This is a genomic window from Pseudomonas sp. 2822-17 (assembly GCF_002742485.1).
GTDB classification, from domain to species: domain Bacteria; phylum Pseudomonadota; class Gammaproteobacteria; order Pseudomonadales; family Pseudomonadaceae; genus Aquipseudomonas; species Aquipseudomonas cyclaminis.
Genome location: NZ_LJRZ01000295.1, coordinates 271,912 through 290,341, shown reverse-complemented (window position 1 = coordinate 290,341; position 18,430 = coordinate 271,912). Strand labels below are relative to the sequence as shown.

Below are 18,430 nucleotides of genomic sequence, written 5' to 3'. Positions count from 1 at the left end.
ACTCTTTTGATTTCAAGGCTTTTATTTCATGTCCACCACTATCCGCATCGCCGCTGCCCTTTTGATCGGCGCTGACGGCCGAACCCTGCTGGTGCGCAAGCGCGGCACCCAGGCCTTTATGCAGCCCGGTGGCAAGATCGATGCCGGCGAGCAACCGGCCGAGGCCCTGGCCCGGGAACTGTTTGAGGAGCTGAACCTGCGTATCGATCCCAACGCGGCTGCCTATCTTGGCAACTTCTCTGCCCCTGCGGCCAACGAGCCGGGGTTCACCGTGGAAGCCGAGTTGTTCCAAGTGCAGATTGACGTGCCCATCGCCCCTGCCGCCGAAATCGAAGAAGTCCGCTGGATCGACCCTGCCGGTGATGGCGGCCTGGTCCTGGCGCCGTTGACGCGTGATTTGATCCTGCCGTTCTATCGCTCATCGCTGACTACCACTGCCTGATGCACAGGCTCAAGGACTGACCCGTGATCCCACTCAACGACTTGCTGATTTTCGCCGCCGCGTGCCTGCTGATGGTGCTCACCCCCGGCCCGAATATGATCTACCTGATCTCCCGTTCGATCTGCCAGGGCCGCAAGGCGGGTATGGTGTCGTTGCTCGGTGTGGTGGCGGGGTTCTTTGTGCACCTGTTCGCGGCGGCGGTCGGTTTGACGGCGGTGTTCCTCGCGGTGCCGATGGCCTATGAAGTGCTCAAGTGGGCTGGCGCGCTCTACCTGCTGTGGCTGGCCTGGCAAGCGGTCAAGCCGGGCGCACGCTCGCCGTTCGAGGCCCAGCAATTGCCGCCGGACTCCACGCGCAAACTGGTGACCATGGGCTTTCTTACCAGCGCGCTGAACCCCAAGATCGCGGTGTTCTACCTCTCGGTGTTCCCGCAGTTCATCACCCCGGAACACGGTTCGGTGTTTACCCAGAGCCTGATGCTGGGCTTCACCCAGATCAGCGTGAGTTTCCTGGTGAACATGCTGATCTCGCTGTTTGCCGCCTCCATCGCCGCGTGGTTTATGCACAACCCCACTTGGCTGTCGGTGCAGCGCTATTTCATGGGCTTTGTCCTCGCCGCCCTGGCCGTCCGGCTGATGGTTGAGCAACGGCGCAGCGCATGAACATTCGCGCACTCGGGGCGGCTGATGCACAGGTGTATCGGGCCTTGATGCTGCAGGCCTATGAGGTTTATCCACAGGCGTTTACCTCCAGCGTGGCCGAGCGCGCATTGATGCCGCTGAGCTGGTGGGAGAAGCGCCTCGACAACCCGTTGGATCGGCTGCTGGGCGGTTTCGAAGGGGATGAACTGGCGGGGATTGTCGGCCTGGCGTTCGAGCCTCGGGAAAAGGCGCGGCACAAGGTAACGTTGTTTGGCATGTACGTGACCGAGGCTTATCAGCGCAAGGGCTTGGGCCGACGCCTGGTGGAAGCGGCGCTCGATGAAGCGCGCCAGCACCCGCGCCTCAAAGTGATCCAGCTTACCGTCACCGCCGGCAATGATGCCGCGTTTGCGTTGTACCAACGCTGCGGGTTCGTTCAATACGGCCTGGAGCCGCTGGCGGTGCGGGTGGGCGTCGAATATTTCGACAAGATCCACATGTGGCGTGAACTGAAGACCGACTGAGATTTACCTGTGGGAGCGAGGGCTGGTTTGATCAGCGAACTGCGCTTACCCCGTCCAATGTCGAAAACGACGTGTCCTTGGCTGTAAGCAAAAAGTCGCGCATGTACGGCGCATCCAGCATGTCCGCGCGAATCCCCGCATACAGCGTCGCAAACAAGCCTTTCTCACCCAGGCGCTTGGCCTTCACGTAGCCACGCGAGCTGTATTCATGCAGCGCCCAATGGGGCATGCCGCACACGCCACGGCCGCTGGCGACCAGTTGCATCATCATCACCGTCAGCTCCGAGGTCCGCACCTGGGCCGGCTCGATGTCGGCGGGTTCCAGGAAGCGCGTGAAGATGTCCAGGCGGTCGCGCTCCACCGGGTAGGTAATCAGGGTTTCGGGTAGCAAGTCTTCAGGCACGATAAACGACTTGTTCGCCAGCGCGTGCTGGTTGGCCACGGCCAGCATGGCTTCGTAGGTGAACAGCGGCACATAAGTGATGCCCGGCAGTTCCAGCGGGTCGGACGTGACTACCAGGTCCAGGTCGCCACGGGCCAGGGCCGGCAGCGGGGCGAAGGCAAAACCCGACGCCAGGTCCAGCTCGACTTCCGGCCAGGCGTCGCGGAACTGGTCGATGGTCGGCATCAGCCACTGAAAGCAGCTGTGGCATTCGATGGCCATGTGCAGGCGCCCAGCGGTGCCACCGGCCAATCGTGCGATATCGCGTTCGGCTCCGCGCAGCAACGGCAGGGTGGCGTCGGCCAGTTGCAGCAGGCGCAGGCCGGCGCTGGTGAAGCGTAGCGGCTTGGTCTTGCGCACGAACAGCTGCATGCCCAGGCGCTCTTCCAGCTCCTTGAACTGGTGGGACAGCGCCGATTGCGTCAGGTGCAGGCGCTCGGCGGCTTCCACCAGGCTGTCGGCTTCGCGCAGGGCGTGCAGGGTCTTGAGGTGACGGATTTCGAGCACGGGCTCTCCATGAAGACAATTTGTGACGAAGTTGAATAGCGTGAGTTTGTCTCATGTTGCAAGGCGTGTCGACCACGACCACTGGGCACTCTTCATCAAACTGTCATACAAGTGTGGCAGCGCGCTTGAACAAACTTCATCAGACTCGCGCTCTACTGGGGTTCTGCGTTTCGGTGTTTTTCATGCGCGTGTTGCTTTTACTGGCCGCCTTCTGGTTCGGCCTGCCGTCTTTTGCGGCGTCTCGATGTGATGTCAATGTCCCGACCCAAACGGTCGACCTGGAAACGGTGAGCATCGCCTACCAGAGCATCGGCCGTGCGTCCGATCCGGCGTTGCTGCTGGTGATGGGTCTGGGTGGGCAATTGATCCATTGGCCGGACGAAGTGGTGGAAGCCCTGTGTCAACAAGGCTTCAGGGTGATCCGCTATGACAACCGCGATGTCGGCCTGTCCACCTGGCGCCAGGCGCCGGCCAACGCCAATCTCACCTTTGAAGTGCTGCGCTACAAGCTCGGCTTGCCGGTGGCGGCGCCGTACACCCTGACCGATATGGCCGATGATGCACTCGGGCTGATGAGCGCGTTGCAGATCGAGCAATTTCACGTGCTCGGCGCGAGCATGGGCGGCATGATCGCCCAGCATTTGGCGGCCATGGCACCGCAGCGGGTGGAGAGCCTGACCCTGATCATGACCAGCTCCGGCGCCGAGGGCTTGCCGGCACCGAGTGCGGCGTTGGTGCAGCTGTTGTCGAGGCGCGGCGCGCCCAATCGCGAGGTGGCCCTGGAACAACAGGCCGATCTGCTGGCCGCGCTGGGCAGCCCGACGATCAAGGATGATCGCCAGGCGCTGCTGCACCAGGCGGCGCTCTCTTACGACCGTGCCTTCAACCCGGAAGGCGTGAAGCGCCAGATCATGGCGATCCTCGCCGAGCCCAGCCGCGTGCCGCTGCTCAACCAGTTGCGCGTGCCGACCCTGGTCGTCCACGGCACCGCCGACCCGTTGTTGCCGGTGATGCACGGCGTGCACCTGGCGGCGCATATCCAGGGCAGCCAATTGAAGCTGATTCCCGGCATGGCCCATCGTTTCCAGGAGGCTTTCAAGGCGCCGCTGTTGACGGCGGTGTTGCCGTACCTGCAAGCCCATCGTGAAGACGCGGCCCATTGGGCACAGATTGATCAGGTGGCGCCTGCGAAGCTGTTGTGAGGTGGTGTATCGTGCAACCTTTGCGGCGTATGACTGCCAACGAGGTTGCCTACCATGAGTATTCCCCTGAAAATCGATTTCGTCAGTGACGTGTCCTGCCCCTGGTGCATCATCGGCCTGCGTGGCCTGACCGAAGCCCTCGACCAACTGGGCACCGAGGTGCAGGCCGAGCTCCATTTCCAGCCGTTCGAACTGAACCCGAACATGCCTGCCGAAGGGCAGAACATCGTCGAGCACATCACTGAAAAATACGGCTCGACCGCCGAAGAATCCCAGGCCAACCGTGCGCGCATCCGCGACATGGGCGCCGATCTGGACTTTGCATTCCGCACCGATGGCCAGAGCCGCATCTACAACACCTTCGACGCCCATCGCCTGTTGCATTGGGCCGGGTTGGAAGGCTTGCAGTACAACCTCAAGGAAGCGTTGTTCAAGGCCTACTTCACCGATGGCCAGGACCCGTCCGACCACGCCACCCTGGCGATCATTGCCGAGAGCGTCGGCCTGGATATCAAGCGCGCGGCCGAAATTCTCGCCAGCGATGAATACGCCGCCGACGTCCGCGAGCAAGAGCAGCTGTGGACATCCCGTGGCGTGACGTCGGTACCGACCATCGTGTTCAACGACCAGTACGCGGTCAGCGGTGGTCAGCCGGTTGAGGCGTTTGTGGAGGCGATTCGCCAGATCATTCGCGAATCCCAGAACTGAAGCCGAGCACAAGTCAAAATGTGGGAGGGGGCTTCCCCCTCCCACAAATATCTCACTGGCCCGCCCCTTGCATTGACCCCCTAAAGCCATAGGGGACACATGACCTTGAACATTCTCGACCTCGATCACAGCCTCACGGCCCAGGCGCCGATTGCCCGGCGCCTGGCCAGTGGCCGTGCTACCTGCATCGACCTGCTCGACCTGGGCCCGAAGCTGCGCCTGTGGTCCACCGCAAAAACCTGGAAACGCTTCACCGAACGCCTGGCCCGACGGCCACGGCCTACGGATGCGCGACCGGAAATCCTGTTTGTCGGCTCCGGCGATTATCACCACCTCACGCCGGCCTTCCTTGCCGATCTCAAAGAACCCATCAGCCTGATCCACTTCGATAACCATCCCGATTGGGTGCGCTTTGCGCCCAGGCGACACTGCGGTTCGTGGGTCAACCGCGCGCTGAAAATGCCGGCGATCAAACGCATCGTCACCCTCGGCCCGTGCAGCGATGACCTGCACAACCCGCAGCTGCGCGGCGGCAACCTTGGGGCCCTCAAGCGCGGGCAGTTGCAGCTGTTTCCCTGGCAGCATCCGCCGTCGAAAGTCTGGGGCCGGGTCGGCGATGGCGCGGGTCACCAGCAGCAGGAAAACCACCTGCACTGGCGCAATCTGGCGGAGCTGGACTGGGCCGCGTTCCTTGAACAGATGATCAGCAGCCTGCCCACCGAGGCGATCTGGATCACCATCGACAAGGACGTGCTCGCCAGTGAAGACGCGGCCACCAACTGGGACCAGGGCGGCATGCGCCTGACCCACTTGCTCCAGGCCCTGCGCGCGCTGGCGGCACGCAAACGCATCATCGGCATTGACGTGTGCGGCGAGTTCGCCACGCCGGCGTTCAGCAATGCGTTAAAGCGTTGGGAAGCCAAGTCCGACCAGCCGCCAGCGGGGCGCTGGAGCCCCGAGGATTTGCAGCGCAATGCGGCCACCAATGAAGCCCTGATCGACCTGTTTGAGGAGCTGTTCCCGTGACCTTGACCGTGGTGTTGCTGGTGGCGTTTTCCATCGTGCTCGATGTGATCGGCCAGTTGTGTTTCAAGCTCGGCCTGGACCGTTTGCCGGAGTTGGAAGGCGGCTTTCGCCTGAACGCATTCTGGGGCCAGGTGTTTAATGCGCCGTTACTGTGGGCGGGGATCGGTGCCTACGTCATCGAGTTTTTTATCTGGCTGGAAGCCTTGTCCCGTGCGCCGTTGAGCCTGCTGTTTCCAGCCGCCGCGCTGGCGTATTGCGGGGTGGTGCTGGCAGGCAAAGTGGTGCTGGGTGAAACCGTCAGCCGCCGCCGCTGGCTGGGCACGTTGGTGATTACCTTGGGGGTGATGCTGGTGGCGATTGCCGGGAGTCAGGCATGAATGCGCACGCATGGTTGCATGGGCGTTTCGGCACCGTGGTGCTCTGGGCCTTACTGATCTGCACCGAGAGCGCCGGGCAGTTGTTTACCAAAGTCGCCGGTGACCAACTGGGGCAGATGGATTTCAACCTGCAGTGGCTGGCCGATGTGGCGCGTAACCCAGGGATTCTGGCGGCGATTGCCTGCTACATCGGCGCGTTTTTCGTGTGGATGCTGATCCTGCGGCGCAGCAGTCTGTCCTTGGCGTTTCCGCTGAGTTCACTGGTGTTTGTGGTGGTGCTGCTGGGGTCGTGGCTGGGGCTGGGGGAACATATCAGCCCGCTGCACTGGGCAGGCGTTGCAGTGATTATCGGCGGGATAGCGCTGCTGGCGGGAGGGGAAAAGAGCTGATACAGGCCAATGTGGGAGGGGGCTCGCCCCCTGCCACATTTATATCTCCATGCATCAGGTGAATCAGTCGAAGGTGTAGCTGATCGCCGTCTGCACCTGGCCCTGATTCACCTCACCGGCCTGCCTGACGATACTGCTGTCCGCCGCCGAGCCCACCAGATGCACCCAGCTGGCGCTGGTCAGCAGTGACCAGTTGGGCGCCAGGGGGAACTGGAAGCTCTGGCTCAGGGTGATGTTCTGGAAACCGCCGCTGGCGTTGTAGGCCTTGAAACCCGTGGCCGCCGCCTCGTTTTCATCCACCCCGAAATACGTCTGGGTCTGCCGCGCATCCGCGAAGTGCGCCACCAGCCCACTGCTGCCAATGATCCCACCGCCCAGGGGATAGCCCAGCTCGCCGCCGACCTTGCCCAGCGCGCCGCTCTGGGAATGACCACCACCGACAGCCTGGCCCAACTGGGCATAGACCCGCCAGAAGTCAGCCGGAGCGTATTGGATGAACCCGCCTATTTCAGCCATGTCCGACACGTTGCGCAGGCCCTGCAACGAGCCGTTGGAGGTGCGCCCCTGCAGGTAATTGATGTACGGGCCGGCGCTGAAACCGTTGGTGTTCAGGGCGCTCCAGCTCAAACCGTCATCGGTGCCCAGGCTCACATTGCCCCAGTCTAGGTCGAGGTAGGGGACGGGCCGGGTTTCGTAGCGGCTGCCGGTCGGGTCGTGGGGCTGGTAGCTGACGCCTGCGCCGACGTCACCGCTGATGCCTTCGGCGTGGGCGGCGAGGCTCAGTAAACCGGCGAGTGCCGCGCATGTGATCCTCAACATGGTCACAGTTCCTAAGTGAATACACGCGCATGAACGCGCAAACCCCCGGCCCCACGCAAGCACTCATCTTGTTTGTAGCAAGCTACAAAAATTGTAGCTTCCACGACACATTGCGCCTCCCGCGCCCAGCCCCGCTGGGCTTCAGCCACTTGGCACACTCCCTGCTCTACCCCTGGTGAACGCGCAGACAGCGCACTCCATCAAGGTAACCACAATGATTGACTGGCATATCGTGTGCGACTTCGACGGGACCATCACCCCCACCGATGTTATCGACAACGTCCTCCAACGCTTCGCCGGCCCCGAGTGGGAAACCATCGAGCAGCAATGGCTGGATGGGCATATCGGTTCACGCGAGTGCCTGAGCCGCCAACTGGCGTTGATCAAGGCCACCCCCAGCGAGTTGCTGGCGTACTTCGACAGCGTCGAGATCGACCCGGACTTTCCGGACTTCGTCGATCACGTGATTGGCCTCGGCGCGTCCATCGAAGTGGTCAGCGATGGTATCGAGCAAGGCATTGCGCGGATCCTGTCGCGCAACTACGTGACCTTGCTGCCGATCCTCGCCAACCGCCTGCGCCAGGTCGACCAGAACAGCTGGCGCATCGACTTCCCGTATTCCAGCGACGCCTGCCGCGCCGCGTCCGGCAACTGCAAGTGCAAATCCACGCCGCGCAACAAGCGCGTGCTGGTGATCGGCGACGGCAAGTCCGACATGTGCGTGGCCTCCACCGCCGACTTCGTGTTCGCCAAGGGCAGCCTCGCCGAGTACTGCGTCGCCCACCAGATTCCCCATGCGCGCTTCGACAGCTTTGCCCAAGTGCCTACGCTGCTCGCGCAACTGCCTCAGGGCATTGCCGCCAACGCGACCTCCTTCACTGCCGACACACAGGAAATTTTCCACCATGTCTGATATCCGCATCGCTACCGCCGAAGACCAGATCCTCCTGGATAAAGAAGCCAAGTACTGCTCCTACGGCGACACCGTCCACTACATCGAGCCGCCGCGTATTTTCAGCCGCTGCGAAGGCTCCTACGTGTGGGACACCGAAGACCAGGCCTACCTCGACCTGCAAATGTGGTACTCGGCGGTCAACTTCGGTTATGCCAACCCGCGCCTGAACAACGCGCTGAAACAGCAGATCGATACCCTGCCGCAAATCGCCAGCCAGTACCTGCACAAGGGCAAGATCGAGCTGTCGGAAATGATCGCGGTGGACGCCAAGAACAAGTTCGGCCTGGACGGGCGCGTGCACTTCAACGTCGGCGGTTCGCAGTCCATCGAGGATTCGCTGAAAGTGGTGCGTAACGCCAGCAACGGCAAAAGCCTGATGTTCGCCTTCGAAGGCGGTTACCACGGGCGCACCCTCGGCGCGTCGTCGATCACCTCCAGTTTCCGCTACCGTCGCCGCTATGGCCACTTCGGCGAGCGCGCCAACTTTATCCCGTTCCCGTACCACTTCCGTGGCCCCAAAGGCATGACGAAAGAAGAGTACGGCAGCCAATGCGTGCAGCAATTCGCACGTCTGTTCGAGACCGAATACAACGGCGTCTGGGACCCGAAAACCAACCAGTGCGAATATGCAGCATTTTACGTCGAGCCGATCCAGGGCACCGGCGGCTACGTGATCCCGCCGATGAACTTCTACCGTGAGCTCAAGCACGTGCTCGATCAGCACGGCATTCTGATGGTGTCCGACGAAATCCAGATGGGCTTCTACCGCACCGGCAAGCTGTGGTCGATTGAGCACTTCGACGTGCAGCCGGATGTGATCGTGTTCGGCAAGGCCCTGACCAACGGCCTCAACCCACTGGGTGGCATCTGGGCCCGTGAAGAGCTGATCAACCCGAAGATCTTCCCGCCAGGCTCGACCCACTCCACCTTTGCCTCCAACCCGTTGGGCACGGCGGTGGGCCTGGAAATGTTCAAGATGACCAACGAAGTCGACTACGGCGCAATGGTCATGGCCAAGGGCAAATACTTTCTGGAAGGCCTGCAGGATTTGCAGACGCGCTTCCCGATCATCGGCGATGTCGACGGCCTGGGCCTGGCGCTGCGCTGCGAAATCTGCGGCCCGGACGGCTTCACGCCGGACAAGGCGACCCTGGACTACATGGTCGAAGAAGGCATGAAGGGCGACATGGTGGTGGATGGCCAGAAACTCGGCCTGATCCTCGACGTGGGTGGTTACTACAAGAACGTGATCACCCTCGCGCCGTCACTGGAAATCAGCTACCCGGAAATCGACCTCGGCTTGAAGCTGCTTGAGCAACTGCTGGTGCGAGCGACCACGCGGTGAGCCGGGCAGAGATCGACCTCGGCGAAGGTGATGCCGGCTTCGTTCTCGGTGAAGGTCCGGTCGGGATCCTGTTGATCCACGGCCTGACCGGCACTCCGACCGAACTGCGCCAGGTCGCCAAGGGCCTGGCCAAGGCGGGCAATTGCACGGTGTACGTGCCCACCCTGGCCGGGCACTGCGGTGATAACAGTGACCTGCAGGCCACTGGCTGGCGTGACTGGTATGAAGGCGTGCGCAAGACGTTTGTACAGATCAAGCAGCGGCATGGGCAGGTGTTTGTCGGTGGCTTGTCCATGGGCGCGGTGATGTCGATGTACCTGGCCTCCGAGCATCCGGGCCAGGTCGCCGGCCTGCTGATGTATTCCACCACCTTGAAGTACGACGGTTGGAGCATCAGCAAAATGGCGTTTATCACGCCGTTGCTGATCCGCATTCCTTTCGGCGTGCGCTTGTTCCGCTTCACCGAGAAGCCGCCGTACGGCATCAAGAATGAACGGCTGCGGGCGATCGTCGAGCGGCAGATGAAGGAAGGCGAGAGCAGCGAAGCGGGGTTGTTGACCATGGAAGGCGTCACCGTGCGCGAGTTGCACTGGATGAACGCGGTGGTCAAGAAACGCATGCCCCGGATCAACGTGCCGGCGCTGGTGCTGCACTCCATCGAGGACGACATCACCAGCCGCTGGAACGCCGATTACGTGGAGCGCCACCTTGGCGGGCCGGTGACCAAGATTCTGCTGGATAACTGCTACCACATGATCACCGTCGACCTGCAATACCGGCGGGTGATTGAGTTGAGTGCTGACTTCATCAGCCGGCAAGTTTCCTGTGGTGAGCAGTGCTGTTGTGGTGAACCGGGTTGTTGTGGTGAGCAGGCTTGCCCTGCGCTGGGTGGCGAAGCCGCCCCAAAACCTGCCATTGCGGTCTAGCTGGAGAAACTCATTGCCTGGATTGGGGCTGCTTCGCCACCCAGCGCGGGCGGTGCGACGATTCGACAAGCCCGCTCACCACACACACTCTTTTCACCACAACAACTCCAACTGGAAGCCAATGTGATCACCACCCAAGCCTTCCCCACCATCCGGGCCCTCCAGCGCAGTGCATGGAACGATTGTTTTCCGGGTGCCCTGGAAGACTGGGACTATTACGTCGCCGTGGAAAACGCCGCCATCGATGATTTCCAATGGCGCTACCTGGCGGTTTACGAAGATGGAACCCTGGTGGCTGTTGCTCCCGCGTTCATCACCCATTACCGCCTCGATACCACGGTGTCCGGCGCCGGCAAGCGCTTGACCGAACGCCTGGAGCGGCTGTGGCCCGGCGTCTTGCAGTTGGGGCTGTACGCCATCGGCTCGCCGGTGGCCGAGCGCTGTGATGCCGGATTTGCCAGCCACGTGCCCGAGTCGCGCCGCCCGCTGTTGCTCAAGCATGTGCTGCAAGCCGCGCGCCACGACGCCGATGATTTCGGCATCGGCCTGTTGGCGGTCAAGGACGCACCGAGCAACGATCCGCACTGGGTCGACAGCTGCCGCGCCGCCGGTTTCCAGGCCATGCCGAGCCTGCCCACAGGCGTATTGCCGCTGCCCTATGGTTCGGTGGACGCCTACCTCGGCTCGCTGGGCAAATCCACGCGCAAGGACCTGCGCCGCAAACTGCGCGCGCCCGGCCCACGGGTGGAATGGCGGCGCAATATCGACGACGTGCTGCCTGAGGTCATGCGCCTGTACGAAGCCACGCTGACACGGGCCGAATTGCAGTTCGAGCGCCTGCCCGCCAGCTACTTTACCGGTGTGCTCGAACGCCTTGAATCGCGCGCGGTGTGTGCGCTTTACTGGGTGGACGAGCAGTTGGTGGCGTTCAACCTGATGCTGGTGGACGAGCACCGGCTGGTGGATAAGTTTTTCGGGCATGACGTGGCGTTTACCCGCGACTACAACCTGTATTTCCGCAGTTGGCTGACCAACGTCGACTACTGTATTGAGCACAAGATTGCGCTGTACGAGTGCGGCCAGGCCGGGTATGCCAGTAAGCTGCGCCTGGGCTGCGAGTTCCAGGGCAACAGCGTGTTCTTCCGGCATCGCAACCGGCTGGTCAACGGCCTGCTCAAGTTGGTAAAACTGTTTATTCGACCGGATCGTTCCGACCCTGCCATGGCTGCTGCGATAAGCGAAACCTGATGATCACCAAGACCCGCCAGAAAGCCCGCCCCTTTGCCATTTCGCGCTGGAGCGTCCAGCGCAAGCTGGTGCTGGCGTTCTGGTTGGTCAGCGTGGTTCCCACCATGATCGCGGCGGAACTGGCCGCTAGCACGCTGTCGCAGATTTTCGACAGTAACGTGCGCATTTGGCTGCAAGAGTCGACCAAGATCGTCAAGGACGAGATCGGCGACATCCTTCACGACAACGCGCGCATGGCCAAGCTGTTCCTGCGCTACATCAGCCCGCCGGACAACAAGCAAGCCGCCCGACACGACCGGCTGACGGCCGACATTGCCGATGCCACGGACATCGACGTGGTGGCGCTGATCCGCGCCAGTGATCGAAAAGTGGTGTTCACCACCGCCGCCGATGACATCGTGCAGCAGATCAGCCTGGCCAAGAATACGGTGCTGCAAACGGTCAAGGTGGGCGGGGCCACCACCGGTATCGTGGTCTCCACCTTCGAGACCAGCCGGGACGGCGTCGACTACCTGCTGCTGGTCGGCACCTACCTGGACAGCAGTTTCCTGACCAGCGTGGCCGATGTGCATTCCCTCGACCTGCGCCTGTACCTGGCCAACCCGGAGGGGTTCTCGGAAATCTTCTCGACCCAGCGCTTTGAGGATCACCCGTCGCGCATCCCCAAGACTGTCGAAACCGCCATGCGCGCCACTCGCCAGCCCAGCGAGCAGTTCACCAATAACTACAGCGGTTTGTACTGGCCGATCTTCAACGATGCCGGCGATTTGCAAGGCGTGATCTTCAGCGGTCTGCTGCGCCATAGCAGCCTGATGGGGCTGGTCAACCAGAGCAACCTGTTCGTGCTGATTTTCCTGGTCAGCTCGGCGCTGTCGCTGGCGGCGGGGGTGCTGGTGTCGCGGCGCCTGACCCGGCCGCTGCGGGATTTGTCCGAAGGCGTGGGGGCAGTGATCTCGGGCAATTACACGCACCGCGTGGCGGTCAGCGGCGGCGATGAGCTGGCGCAGTTGAGCAGCACCTTCAACCATATGACCGAGCGCCTTGGCGAGTTGCATCACCTTGAGGCCCAACTGCGCCGACGTGACCGCCTGCACGCGTTGGGTGAAGTCGCCATGGGCCTCGCCCACGAGATCCGCAACCCGCTGGGCATCATCAAGACCGCCACCCAGTTGTTGCACCGCCGCGCCGACCTGCCGGACACCGACAAGCGCCACCTGGAATACGTGATCAGTGAAGTCAGCCGCATCAACGACCTGATCACCGAGTTCCTCGACTTCGCCAAGCCCAACCCGCCGCTACGGGTGGTGCAGCCGGTGCGTGCGCTGGTGGAGGAGATCCTCGGCTTCTGCGCGCCGGAACTGGCGACACATAACATTGATGCGCAGATAGACGACCAGGCACCGGGCGCGACGATCTACGCGGATGCCAAGCAGCTTAAACAGGCGTGCCTCAACCTTATTCTCAACGCCATCGACGCGATGCCCGACGGCGGGCGCCTGACGCTGGGGATTCGCACGGTGAACGACCACACCGTTATCAGCATTGCCGATACCGGCCAGGGCATTGCAGCAGAGATGGTCGAGCGCATCTTTACGCCATTCGTGACCACCAAGGCCTCAGGTACCGGCCTGGGCCTGGCCAAAGTCTATTCGATCATGGAAAGTCACGACGGCAGCATCGAATGCGCCAGCGAGAAAGATGCCGGCGCCACCTTCAGCCTGTACATTCCGGCGATGGGCGAAGACGACGAGGACAGTCATGACGCATAACATTCTGGTGGTCGACGACGAACCCAAGCTCTGTGACCTGCTGGCGTCGGCCCTGAGTCAGAACGGCATCCAGGTCTTTATCGCCGGTAACGGCCTGCATGCGCTCAAGGTGCTGGAGCAGGAAGACATTGACCTGGTGATCAGCGACTGGCGTATGCCAGGCATGGACGGGCCGGCGCTGCTGGCGGAGATCAAGGTGCGCTACCCCCACGTGCCGGTGATCGTGATGACCGCCTACAGCACGGTGAAAAACGCGGTGCAGTCGATGCGCAACGGCGCCTATGACTACATCGCCAAGCCGTTCGATATCGATGAGCTGGACATCACCGTCAGCAAGGCGTTGCAGTTTCGCGACATCATGCGCGACAACGCACGCCTGCGCGCCGAGCTGGATGAGCATGCGCAGTTCGACAGCCTGGTGGGCGACAGCCCGGCGTTTCGCACGGTGTTGCAAGCGGTGGACTCGGTACGTGACAGCAGCGCCACCATCCTGCTGACCGGCGAAAGCGGCACCGGCAAGGAAATGGTCGCCCGTGCCATCCACAAGCACGGCAGCCGTGCCGACAAACCTTTCGTGGCGGTCAACTGCGCGGCGATCCCGGAAGGGTTGCTGGAAAGCGAAATGTTCGGCCACCGCAAGGGCGCGTTCACTGGCGCAGTCGCGGACCGGGTAGGGCGCTTCATGCAGGCCGACAAAGGCACGCTGTTCCTTGATGAAGTCGGCGATATGCCTTTGGCGTTGCAGGCCAAGATCCTGCGCGCCTTGCAGGAGCGGGTCATCGAGCCGGTGGGCGACCCTCGCGAACGCAAAGTGGACGTGCGGGTGATCGCGGCCACCAACAAGAACCTGCTGGAAGCGGTAGCCAATAAGGAGTTTCGCGAAGACCTGTATTACCGCCTCAACGTGTTCCCGATCCCGTTACCGGCCCTGCGCGAGCGCGTGGAAGACATCGCCCCGCTGGCGCGTCACTTCGCCCACAGCCTCAGCGCCACCGCCGGCAAACGCATCACCGGCTTCAGCCCCGAGGCGTTGCAGGCCATGGCGGCGTATCACTGGCCGGGCAATATCCGCGAGCTGCAAAACTGCGTGGAGCGCGCGACCATCGTGGCGGCGTCGCCTGTGATCGAGGATATAGATTTGCCGGGGTATCTGTTTGCGTCGAAGCCGGGCGAGGGCGGCGTGACGGCGATCCTCAGCGATGGACCGGGGATTCCCCAGGACCTGGATGCGGCGCTGGCGGAGGTGGAGAAGGCCTACATACTGGCGGCGTTGCACGAGAGCAATGGCGTGCAGGCCGCGGCGGCGGCGAAGATCGGGATCTCTGAACGCAGCTTTTGGTATCGCCTCAAGAAGCTGGGCATTCAAGTCGACAAAATAGTCCGCTGACCCAACCGGGATAAAAAATGTGGGAGGGGGCTTGCCCCCGATGGCAGTGGGTCAGTTAAAGATAAGGTGACTGACACGCCGCTATCGGGGGGCGAGCCCCCTCCCACATTTTGACTGTGGTGTGTCAGGTGTGGAGGCGCACCCAGACGCTGACCAGCACCGTCGCGGCCATCAGCCAGGCTACCGCTGCCAAGGCCAACGATGCCTCCAACCGCATCCGATCCACCAGCACATACAACGTCGCCAAATACACAAAGTACGGAATGATCGACCACATCCCGAACAGGATGGTGGTCTTCAAATCCTCCACCGAACGGCCCTTGCCGACGATGTAATGGGCGATCAGCGCAAAGGTTGGAAACAGCGGCACCAACCCCGCGATGTAATAGTTCTTGGTCTTGGCGAGCGCCGCCAATATCAGCACCACCGCCGCGCCGAGGGCGGCCTTCAGGAACAGATCCATCAGTGACTCAACCCGTATTTCTTGACCTTGTCGAACAGCGTGGTCTTGGCCATCCCCAGCTCCTGGCTGGCCTGGGTCAGGTTGCCACCGCTGCGTTGCAGGGCGTCGCTGAGCAGGTTGCGTTCAAAGGCTTCCACCGCTTCGGTAAACGCCAGGCCCTGGCCGCCGCTGCCGGCTCCGCTCTTCTTGAAGGCGGGCAGGCCGAGGGCGAAGCGTTCGGCGACGTTGCGCAGTTCACGCACGTTGCCGGGCCAGTCGTGGCTCATCAGGCTGGAGAGGGTCTGGTTGTCCAACTCCGGCACGCTGCGGTCGAAGCGCAGGGACGACTGCTGCAGGAAGTGTTCGAACAGTTGCAGGATGTCTTCACGGCGCTCGCGCAAAGGCGGCAGTTCCAGGGTGACCACGTTGAGGCGGTAGTAAAGGTCACTGCGGAACTGGCTGGCGCGGCTCAGTTCGTCGAGGTCGGACTTGGTGGCGGCGATCACTCGGCAATCCACCGCCACGCTCTGGTTCGAACCCAGGCGTTCCAGGGTGCGTTCCTGCAAGACCCGCAGCAATTTGATCTGCAGGTTGATCGGCATGCTTTCCACTTCATCGAGGAACAGCGTGCCTTCATGGGCGTGTTCGATCTTGCCGATACGCCGCTTGCCGGCGCCGGTGAAGGCGTTGGCTTCGTGGCCGAAAATCTCGCTTTCGAACAGGTTTTCGGGCAGGCCGCCGCAGTTGAGCGCGACGAACTGGTGCGAGTGACGCCGGCTGAAATCATGCAGGCAGCGGGCGACCAGCTCCTTGCCGGTGCCGGTCTCGCCTTCGATCAGCACGTTGGCCGAGGTGTCGGCGACGTTGGCGATCAGCTCGCGCAGGTTCTGCATGGCCGGGGAGCGGCCGATGATGCGGCCTTCCAGGGAGTCGCGTTCGGCCAACTGACGGCGCAGTGACCAGACTTCCCGCGCCAGTGCGCGTTGCTCCAGGGCACGCCGGGCGACATCCACGAGGCGTTCGGGAGAGAAGGGCTTTTCCATGAAATCGTACGCGCCGTTGCGCATGGCGCCGACGGCCATGGAAATATCGCCGTGCCCGGTAATCAGCACCACCGGCAGGCTTTTATCCAGGGCCTTGAGGCGGGTCAGCAGCTCCAGGCCGTCGATGCCCGGCAGGCGGATGTCGCTGATCACGATGCCGGCGAAGTTCTCGCCGATGCGCTTCAACGCCTCTTCGGCACTGCCTACGCCGACGCTGGGAATATCTTCCAGCGCCAGCGCCTGCTGGCAGCCGAGCAGCACATGGGGGTCGTCTTCGACGATCAGCACGGTGAGGTCTTGAGGATCAATATTCATGTCGACTCAGCTTTTTGAGCGCCCACCAATGGCAGGCTCAGGACAAAGGCAGTACCACCACTGGCCGGGTGTTCCACGGCGAGGTTGCCGCCGGTGGCCGCCGCGAGGCTGGCGGACAGGGTCAGGCCCAGGCCCAGGCCTTGCTCGCCGGGCTTGGTGGTGAAGAACGGTTCGAACAAATGCTTGCGCGCCTCGGCGTCGATGCCGTGGCCGTTGTCGCGCACATACAGGCGGTATTTGCCTTCGGCAACGCTGCCTTCCAGCCACAGTTCAGGGGTGGGTTGGGCCTGCATGGCGTCGAGGGCGTTGCCGATCAGGTTGACCAGGATCTGCTCCAGGCGCGTCTGGTCGATCTGCAGTTGGGCCGCTGCGAAGTCGCGGTGCACCGTCAGTGCCAGGCTGTCCAGGCGTGCGCCCAGTACCTGGAACGCGGCGTCCACCGCCTTGGCGAGGTTGGCTTCGCCCTGGTCATCACCGCGCCGGGCAAAGGAGCGCAGGCTGGCGGTGATGCGCCCCATGCGGTCGATCAGTTCGTTGATGGTCTTGAGGTTGGCGCTGGCGGTGTCCAGGGCGCCGCGCTCCAGGAAGCGCACAGTGTTGCCGGACAAGGTGCGCAACGCCGCCAGCGGTTGGTTCAATTCGTGGGCGATGCTGGTGGACATCTGGCCGATGGCCGCCAGTTTGCCGGCCTGCACCAGCTCATCCTGGGCGCGACGCAGGGTCTCTTCGGCCTGGCGCCGTTCGCGGATCTGGCCCTTGAGCCGTTCATTGCTGGCACGCAGGTCGGCGGTGCGTTCGGCAATCCGACGTTCCAACTGGCTGTTGGCTTCCTGCAGCGCTTCACGCGCGGCGAGGCGGGTGGCGATGACCTTGCGCCGCTCGTTCCAGGCGATCAGCAGGAAAGCCACCAGGCCAAAGGCCACAGCCACCAGGATGCCCTGGTTGATCGCTGCGCGGCGCAGGTCATTGAGCGGGGTGAGCAGGGTGAAATTCCACGGCGTGTCGTAGAGCGGGCGGGTTTGCGCCAGGTAGCTGACTTCGTGTTCGTCGTTGACCACTTCGCTGTTGGCCGGGAAGGTCAGTTTTTCGGTGCCTTCGTTCAGGCGTTCACGGGCCAGCGGTTCCAGCTCGTTCAGTGTGGCCCAGTAATATTGCAGGCTGTGGGCCAGGCGATCCTTGGTCTCATCGCTCAGCGGGCGCACGGCCTTGAGGCGGCGGGCCGGGTCGCTGGAGAGAATGATGATGCCGTTCTCGTCGCTGACGAACGCTTCCAGGCGCGCACGTTGCCAGCGTTCTTCCAGGGCTTCGAGACGCACCTTGACCACTGCGACGCCGATGATCTTGCCGTGCTCTTCCAGGCCGTGGGCCAGGTAATAGCCGGGTTCGCCGTTGGTGCTGCCGATACCGTAGAAACGTCCGGGCTGGCCGCGCACGGCGTTCTGGAAATAGGCGCGGAAGGACAGGTCTTCACCCTGATAACTGTCGGCATCGCGCCAGTTACTGGTGGCCAGTACCCGGCCGGTGGTGTCCATCACATAAATGGCCCGACTGCGACTGCGTCGGTTCAGGCCTTCGAGGTAATCGTTGACGCTTTTACGGGTTTCCTGGCTCGGGTCGGCGAGCAACTGCGAGACGCTGGTCTCCAGCTCCAGCAGGCTGGGCAGGTAGGTGTATTTGCTGAGTTCACTTTCGACGGTGCGGGCATGCAGCTCCAACTGGCGTTCGCCGGTGTCGCTGAGGGTGCGGATGCCGTAGTACTCGCTGATCCAGAAGCCGATATAACCCAGGCCGATCATCAGGGCGATGATCAACGGCGGCAGGAACAGTTGGCGAATCAGACGAGGCTTCACGGCAAGTGATGGCGGTGCGGCGCGAAATTGGTTGGGGTCGCATTTCATCACAGATGCCTTGGGTCAACCAGAG

Annotated in this window: 19 protein-coding genes; 14 read left to right on the top strand and 5 right to left on the bottom strand. The window is 62.5% G+C overall.

Features of this window, described 5'->3' with window-relative positions; all coding sequences use genetic code 11:
* Positions 1-28 precede the first annotated feature (28 nt).
* From AOA60_RS05455 to AOA60_RS05445, 3 genes are read left to right on the top strand one after another with little or no spacing between them, the layout of a single operon-like run.
* Entirely contained in the window at positions 29-442 is a 414-nt protein-coding gene (locus tag AOA60_RS05455) for an NUDIX domain-containing protein (protein ID WP_099583513.1), read from the top strand.
* A gap of 23 nt (positions 443-465) precedes the next feature.
* The gene (locus AOA60_RS05450) at positions 466-1,104 is read left to right on the top strand and encodes a LysE family translocator (protein ID WP_099583512.1); all 639 of its coding nucleotides are present in this window, start codon (positions 466-468) and stop codon (positions 1,102-1,104) included.
* Entirely contained in the window at positions 1,101-1,607 is a 507-nt protein-coding gene (locus AOA60_RS05445; protein WP_099583511.1) for a GNAT family N-acetyltransferase, read from the top strand. The genes AOA60_RS05450 and AOA60_RS05445 overlap by 4 nt, the downstream gene beginning before the upstream one ends.
* A 31-nt stretch (positions 1,608-1,638) precedes the next feature.
* Here the strand turns inward: AOA60_RS05445 and metR are convergent, their stop codons facing one another.
* Entirely contained in the window at positions 1,639-2,556 is a 918-nt protein-coding gene (gene metR, locus AOA60_RS05440) for a transcriptional regulator MetR (protein WP_099583510.1), read from the bottom strand.
* Positions 2,557-2,738: 182 nt separating this feature from the next.
* Between metR and AOA60_RS05435 the strand changes: the two genes are divergently transcribed.
* The 5 genes from AOA60_RS05435 to AOA60_RS05415 all read left to right on the top strand — a co-directional run bounded on the left by AOA60_RS05435 (position 2,739) and on the right by AOA60_RS05415 (position 6,258).
* A complete protein-coding gene (locus AOA60_RS05435) occupies positions 2,739-3,758 on the top strand; it encodes an alpha/beta fold hydrolase (protein ID WP_099583509.1) in 1,020 nt (339 codons plus the stop codon).
* 54 nt (positions 3,759-3,812) lie between these two features.
* Positions 3,813-4,466, top strand: a complete 654-nt coding sequence (locus AOA60_RS05430) for a DsbA family oxidoreductase (RefSeq protein WP_099583508.1) — start codon at positions 3,813-3,815, stop codon at positions 4,464-4,466.
* Positions 4,467-4,571: 105 nt separating this feature from the next.
* Positions 4,572-5,492, top strand: a complete 921-nt coding sequence (locus AOA60_RS05425; protein ID WP_099583546.1) for an arginase — start codon at positions 4,572-4,574, stop codon at positions 5,490-5,492.
* Complete coding sequence (locus tag AOA60_RS05420) at positions 5,489-5,869, top strand: transporter (protein WP_032891828.1); 381 nt, start codon at positions 5,489-5,491, stop codon at positions 5,867-5,869. The genes AOA60_RS05425 and AOA60_RS05420 overlap by 4 nt, the downstream gene beginning before the upstream one ends.
* The gene (locus tag AOA60_RS05415) at positions 5,866-6,258 is read left to right on the top strand and encodes an EamA family transporter (protein ID WP_099583507.1); all 393 of its coding nucleotides are present in this window, start codon (positions 5,866-5,868) and stop codon (positions 6,256-6,258) included. The genes AOA60_RS05420 and AOA60_RS05415 overlap by 4 nt, the downstream gene beginning before the upstream one ends.
* A gap of 63 nt (positions 6,259-6,321) precedes the next feature.
* Here AOA60_RS05415 and AOA60_RS05410 read toward each other — a convergent pair whose 3' ends face one another.
* Positions 6,322-7,077: a MipA/OmpV family protein gene (locus AOA60_RS05410; protein WP_099583506.1), complete on the bottom strand. Its 756-nt coding sequence runs from the start codon at positions 7,075-7,077 to the stop codon at positions 6,322-6,324.
* Positions 7,078-7,291: 214 nt separating this feature from the next.
* Between AOA60_RS05410 and AOA60_RS05405 the strand changes: the two genes are divergently transcribed.
* From AOA60_RS05405 to AOA60_RS05380, 6 genes are all read left to right on the top strand, one after another.
* The gene (locus AOA60_RS05405; protein ID WP_099583505.1) at positions 7,292-7,990 is read left to right on the top strand and encodes an MtnX-like HAD-IB family phosphatase; all 699 of its coding nucleotides are present in this window, start codon (positions 7,292-7,294) and stop codon (positions 7,988-7,990) included.
* A complete protein-coding gene (locus AOA60_RS05400) occupies positions 7,983-9,377 on the top strand; it encodes an aspartate aminotransferase family protein (protein WP_099583504.1) in 1,395 nt (464 codons plus the stop codon). The genes AOA60_RS05405 and AOA60_RS05400 overlap by 8 nt, the downstream gene beginning before the upstream one ends.
* Positions 9,374-10,303 carry a carboxylesterase gene (locus AOA60_RS05395; protein ID WP_099583503.1) on the top strand — a complete coding sequence of 310 codons (930 nt, stop codon included), beginning with the start codon at positions 9,374-9,376 and terminating at the stop codon, positions 10,301-10,303. Before AOA60_RS05400 ends, AOA60_RS05395 begins: the two co-directional genes overlap by 4 nt.
* A gap of 123 nt (positions 10,304-10,426) precedes the next feature.
* Positions 10,427-11,551, top strand: coding sequence for a GNAT family N-acetyltransferase (locus tag AOA60_RS05390; RefSeq protein ID WP_099583502.1), 1,125 nt, complete (start codon positions 10,427-10,429; stop codon positions 11,549-11,551).
* Positions 11,551-13,320 (top strand): HAMP domain-containing sensor histidine kinase, encoded by a 1,770-nt coding sequence (locus AOA60_RS05385; RefSeq protein ID WP_099583501.1) that lies wholly within the window; start codon positions 11,551-11,553, stop codon positions 13,318-13,320. Before AOA60_RS05390 ends, AOA60_RS05385 begins: the two co-directional genes overlap by 1 nt.
* A complete protein-coding gene (locus AOA60_RS05380) occupies positions 13,310-14,707 on the top strand; it encodes a sigma-54 dependent transcriptional regulator (RefSeq protein WP_099583500.1) in 1,398 nt (465 codons plus the stop codon). Before AOA60_RS05385 ends, AOA60_RS05380 begins: the two co-directional genes overlap by 11 nt.
* Positions 14,708-14,831: 124 nt before the next feature.
* Here AOA60_RS05380 and AOA60_RS05375 read toward each other — a convergent pair whose 3' ends face one another.
* The 3 genes from AOA60_RS05375 to AOA60_RS05365 are packed head-to-tail and all read right to left on the bottom strand — an operon-like array spanning position 14,832 to position 18,405.
* Complete coding sequence (locus AOA60_RS05375) at positions 14,832-15,170, bottom strand: GlpM family protein (protein ID WP_099583499.1); 339 nt, start codon at positions 15,168-15,170, stop codon at positions 14,832-14,834.
* A complete protein-coding gene (locus AOA60_RS05370) occupies positions 15,170-16,507 on the bottom strand; it encodes a sigma-54 dependent transcriptional regulator (RefSeq protein ID WP_099583498.1) in 1,338 nt (445 codons plus the stop codon). The genes AOA60_RS05375 and AOA60_RS05370 overlap by 1 nt, the downstream gene beginning before the upstream one ends.
* Positions 16,504-18,405: an ATP-binding protein gene (locus AOA60_RS05365; protein ID WP_099583497.1), complete on the bottom strand. Its 1,902-nt coding sequence runs from the start codon at positions 18,403-18,405 to the stop codon at positions 16,504-16,506. Before AOA60_RS05365 ends, AOA60_RS05370 begins: the two co-directional genes overlap by 4 nt.
* Positions 18,406-18,430: the final 25 nt, after the last annotated feature.

Excerpts from the sequence above, each read along its gene's own strand:
- AOA60_RS05455 (WP_099583513.1), top strand. The coding sequence starts at position 29 with ATGTCCACCACTATCCGCATCGCCGCTGCCCTTTTGATCGGCGCTGAC.
- AOA60_RS05445 (WP_099583511.1), top strand. The coding sequence starts at position 1,101 with ATGAACATTCGCGCACTCGGGGCGGCTGATGCACAGGTGTATCGGGCC.
- AOA60_RS05435 (WP_099583509.1), top strand. The coding sequence starts at position 2,739 with ATGCGCGTGTTGCTTTTACTGGCCGCCTTCTGGTTCGGCCTGCCGTCT.
- AOA60_RS05430 (WP_099583508.1), top strand. The coding sequence starts at position 3,813 with ATGAGTATTCCCCTGAAAATCGATTTCGTCAGTGACGTGTCCTGCCCC.
- AOA60_RS05415 (WP_099583507.1), top strand. The coding sequence starts at position 5,866 with ATGAATGCGCACGCATGGTTGCATGGGCGTTTCGGCACCGTGGTGCTC.
- AOA60_RS05410 (WP_099583506.1), bottom strand. The coding sequence starts at position 7,077 with ATGTTGAGGATCACATGCGCGGCACTCGCCGGTTTACTGAGCCTCGCC.
- AOA60_RS05405 (WP_099583505.1), top strand. The coding sequence starts at position 7,292 with ATGATTGACTGGCATATCGTGTGCGACTTCGACGGGACCATCACCCCC.
- AOA60_RS05400 (WP_099583504.1), top strand. The coding sequence starts at position 7,983 with ATGTCTGATATCCGCATCGCTACCGCCGAAGACCAGATCCTCCTGGAT.
- AOA60_RS05385 (WP_099583501.1), top strand. The coding sequence starts at position 11,551 with ATGATCACCAAGACCCGCCAGAAAGCCCGCCCCTTTGCCATTTCGCGC.
- AOA60_RS05380 (WP_099583500.1), top strand. The coding sequence starts at position 13,310 with ATGACGCATAACATTCTGGTGGTCGACGACGAACCCAAGCTCTGTGAC.
- AOA60_RS05375 (WP_099583499.1), bottom strand. The coding sequence starts at position 15,170 with ATGGATCTGTTCCTGAAGGCCGCCCTCGGCGCGGCGGTGGTGCTGATA.
- AOA60_RS05370 (WP_099583498.1), bottom strand. The coding sequence starts at position 16,507 with ATGAATATTGATCCTCAAGACCTCACCGTGCTGATCGTCGAAGACGAC.
- AOA60_RS05365 (WP_099583497.1), bottom strand. The coding sequence starts at position 18,405 with ATGAAATGCGACCCCAACCAATTTCGCGCCGCACCGCCATCACTTGCC.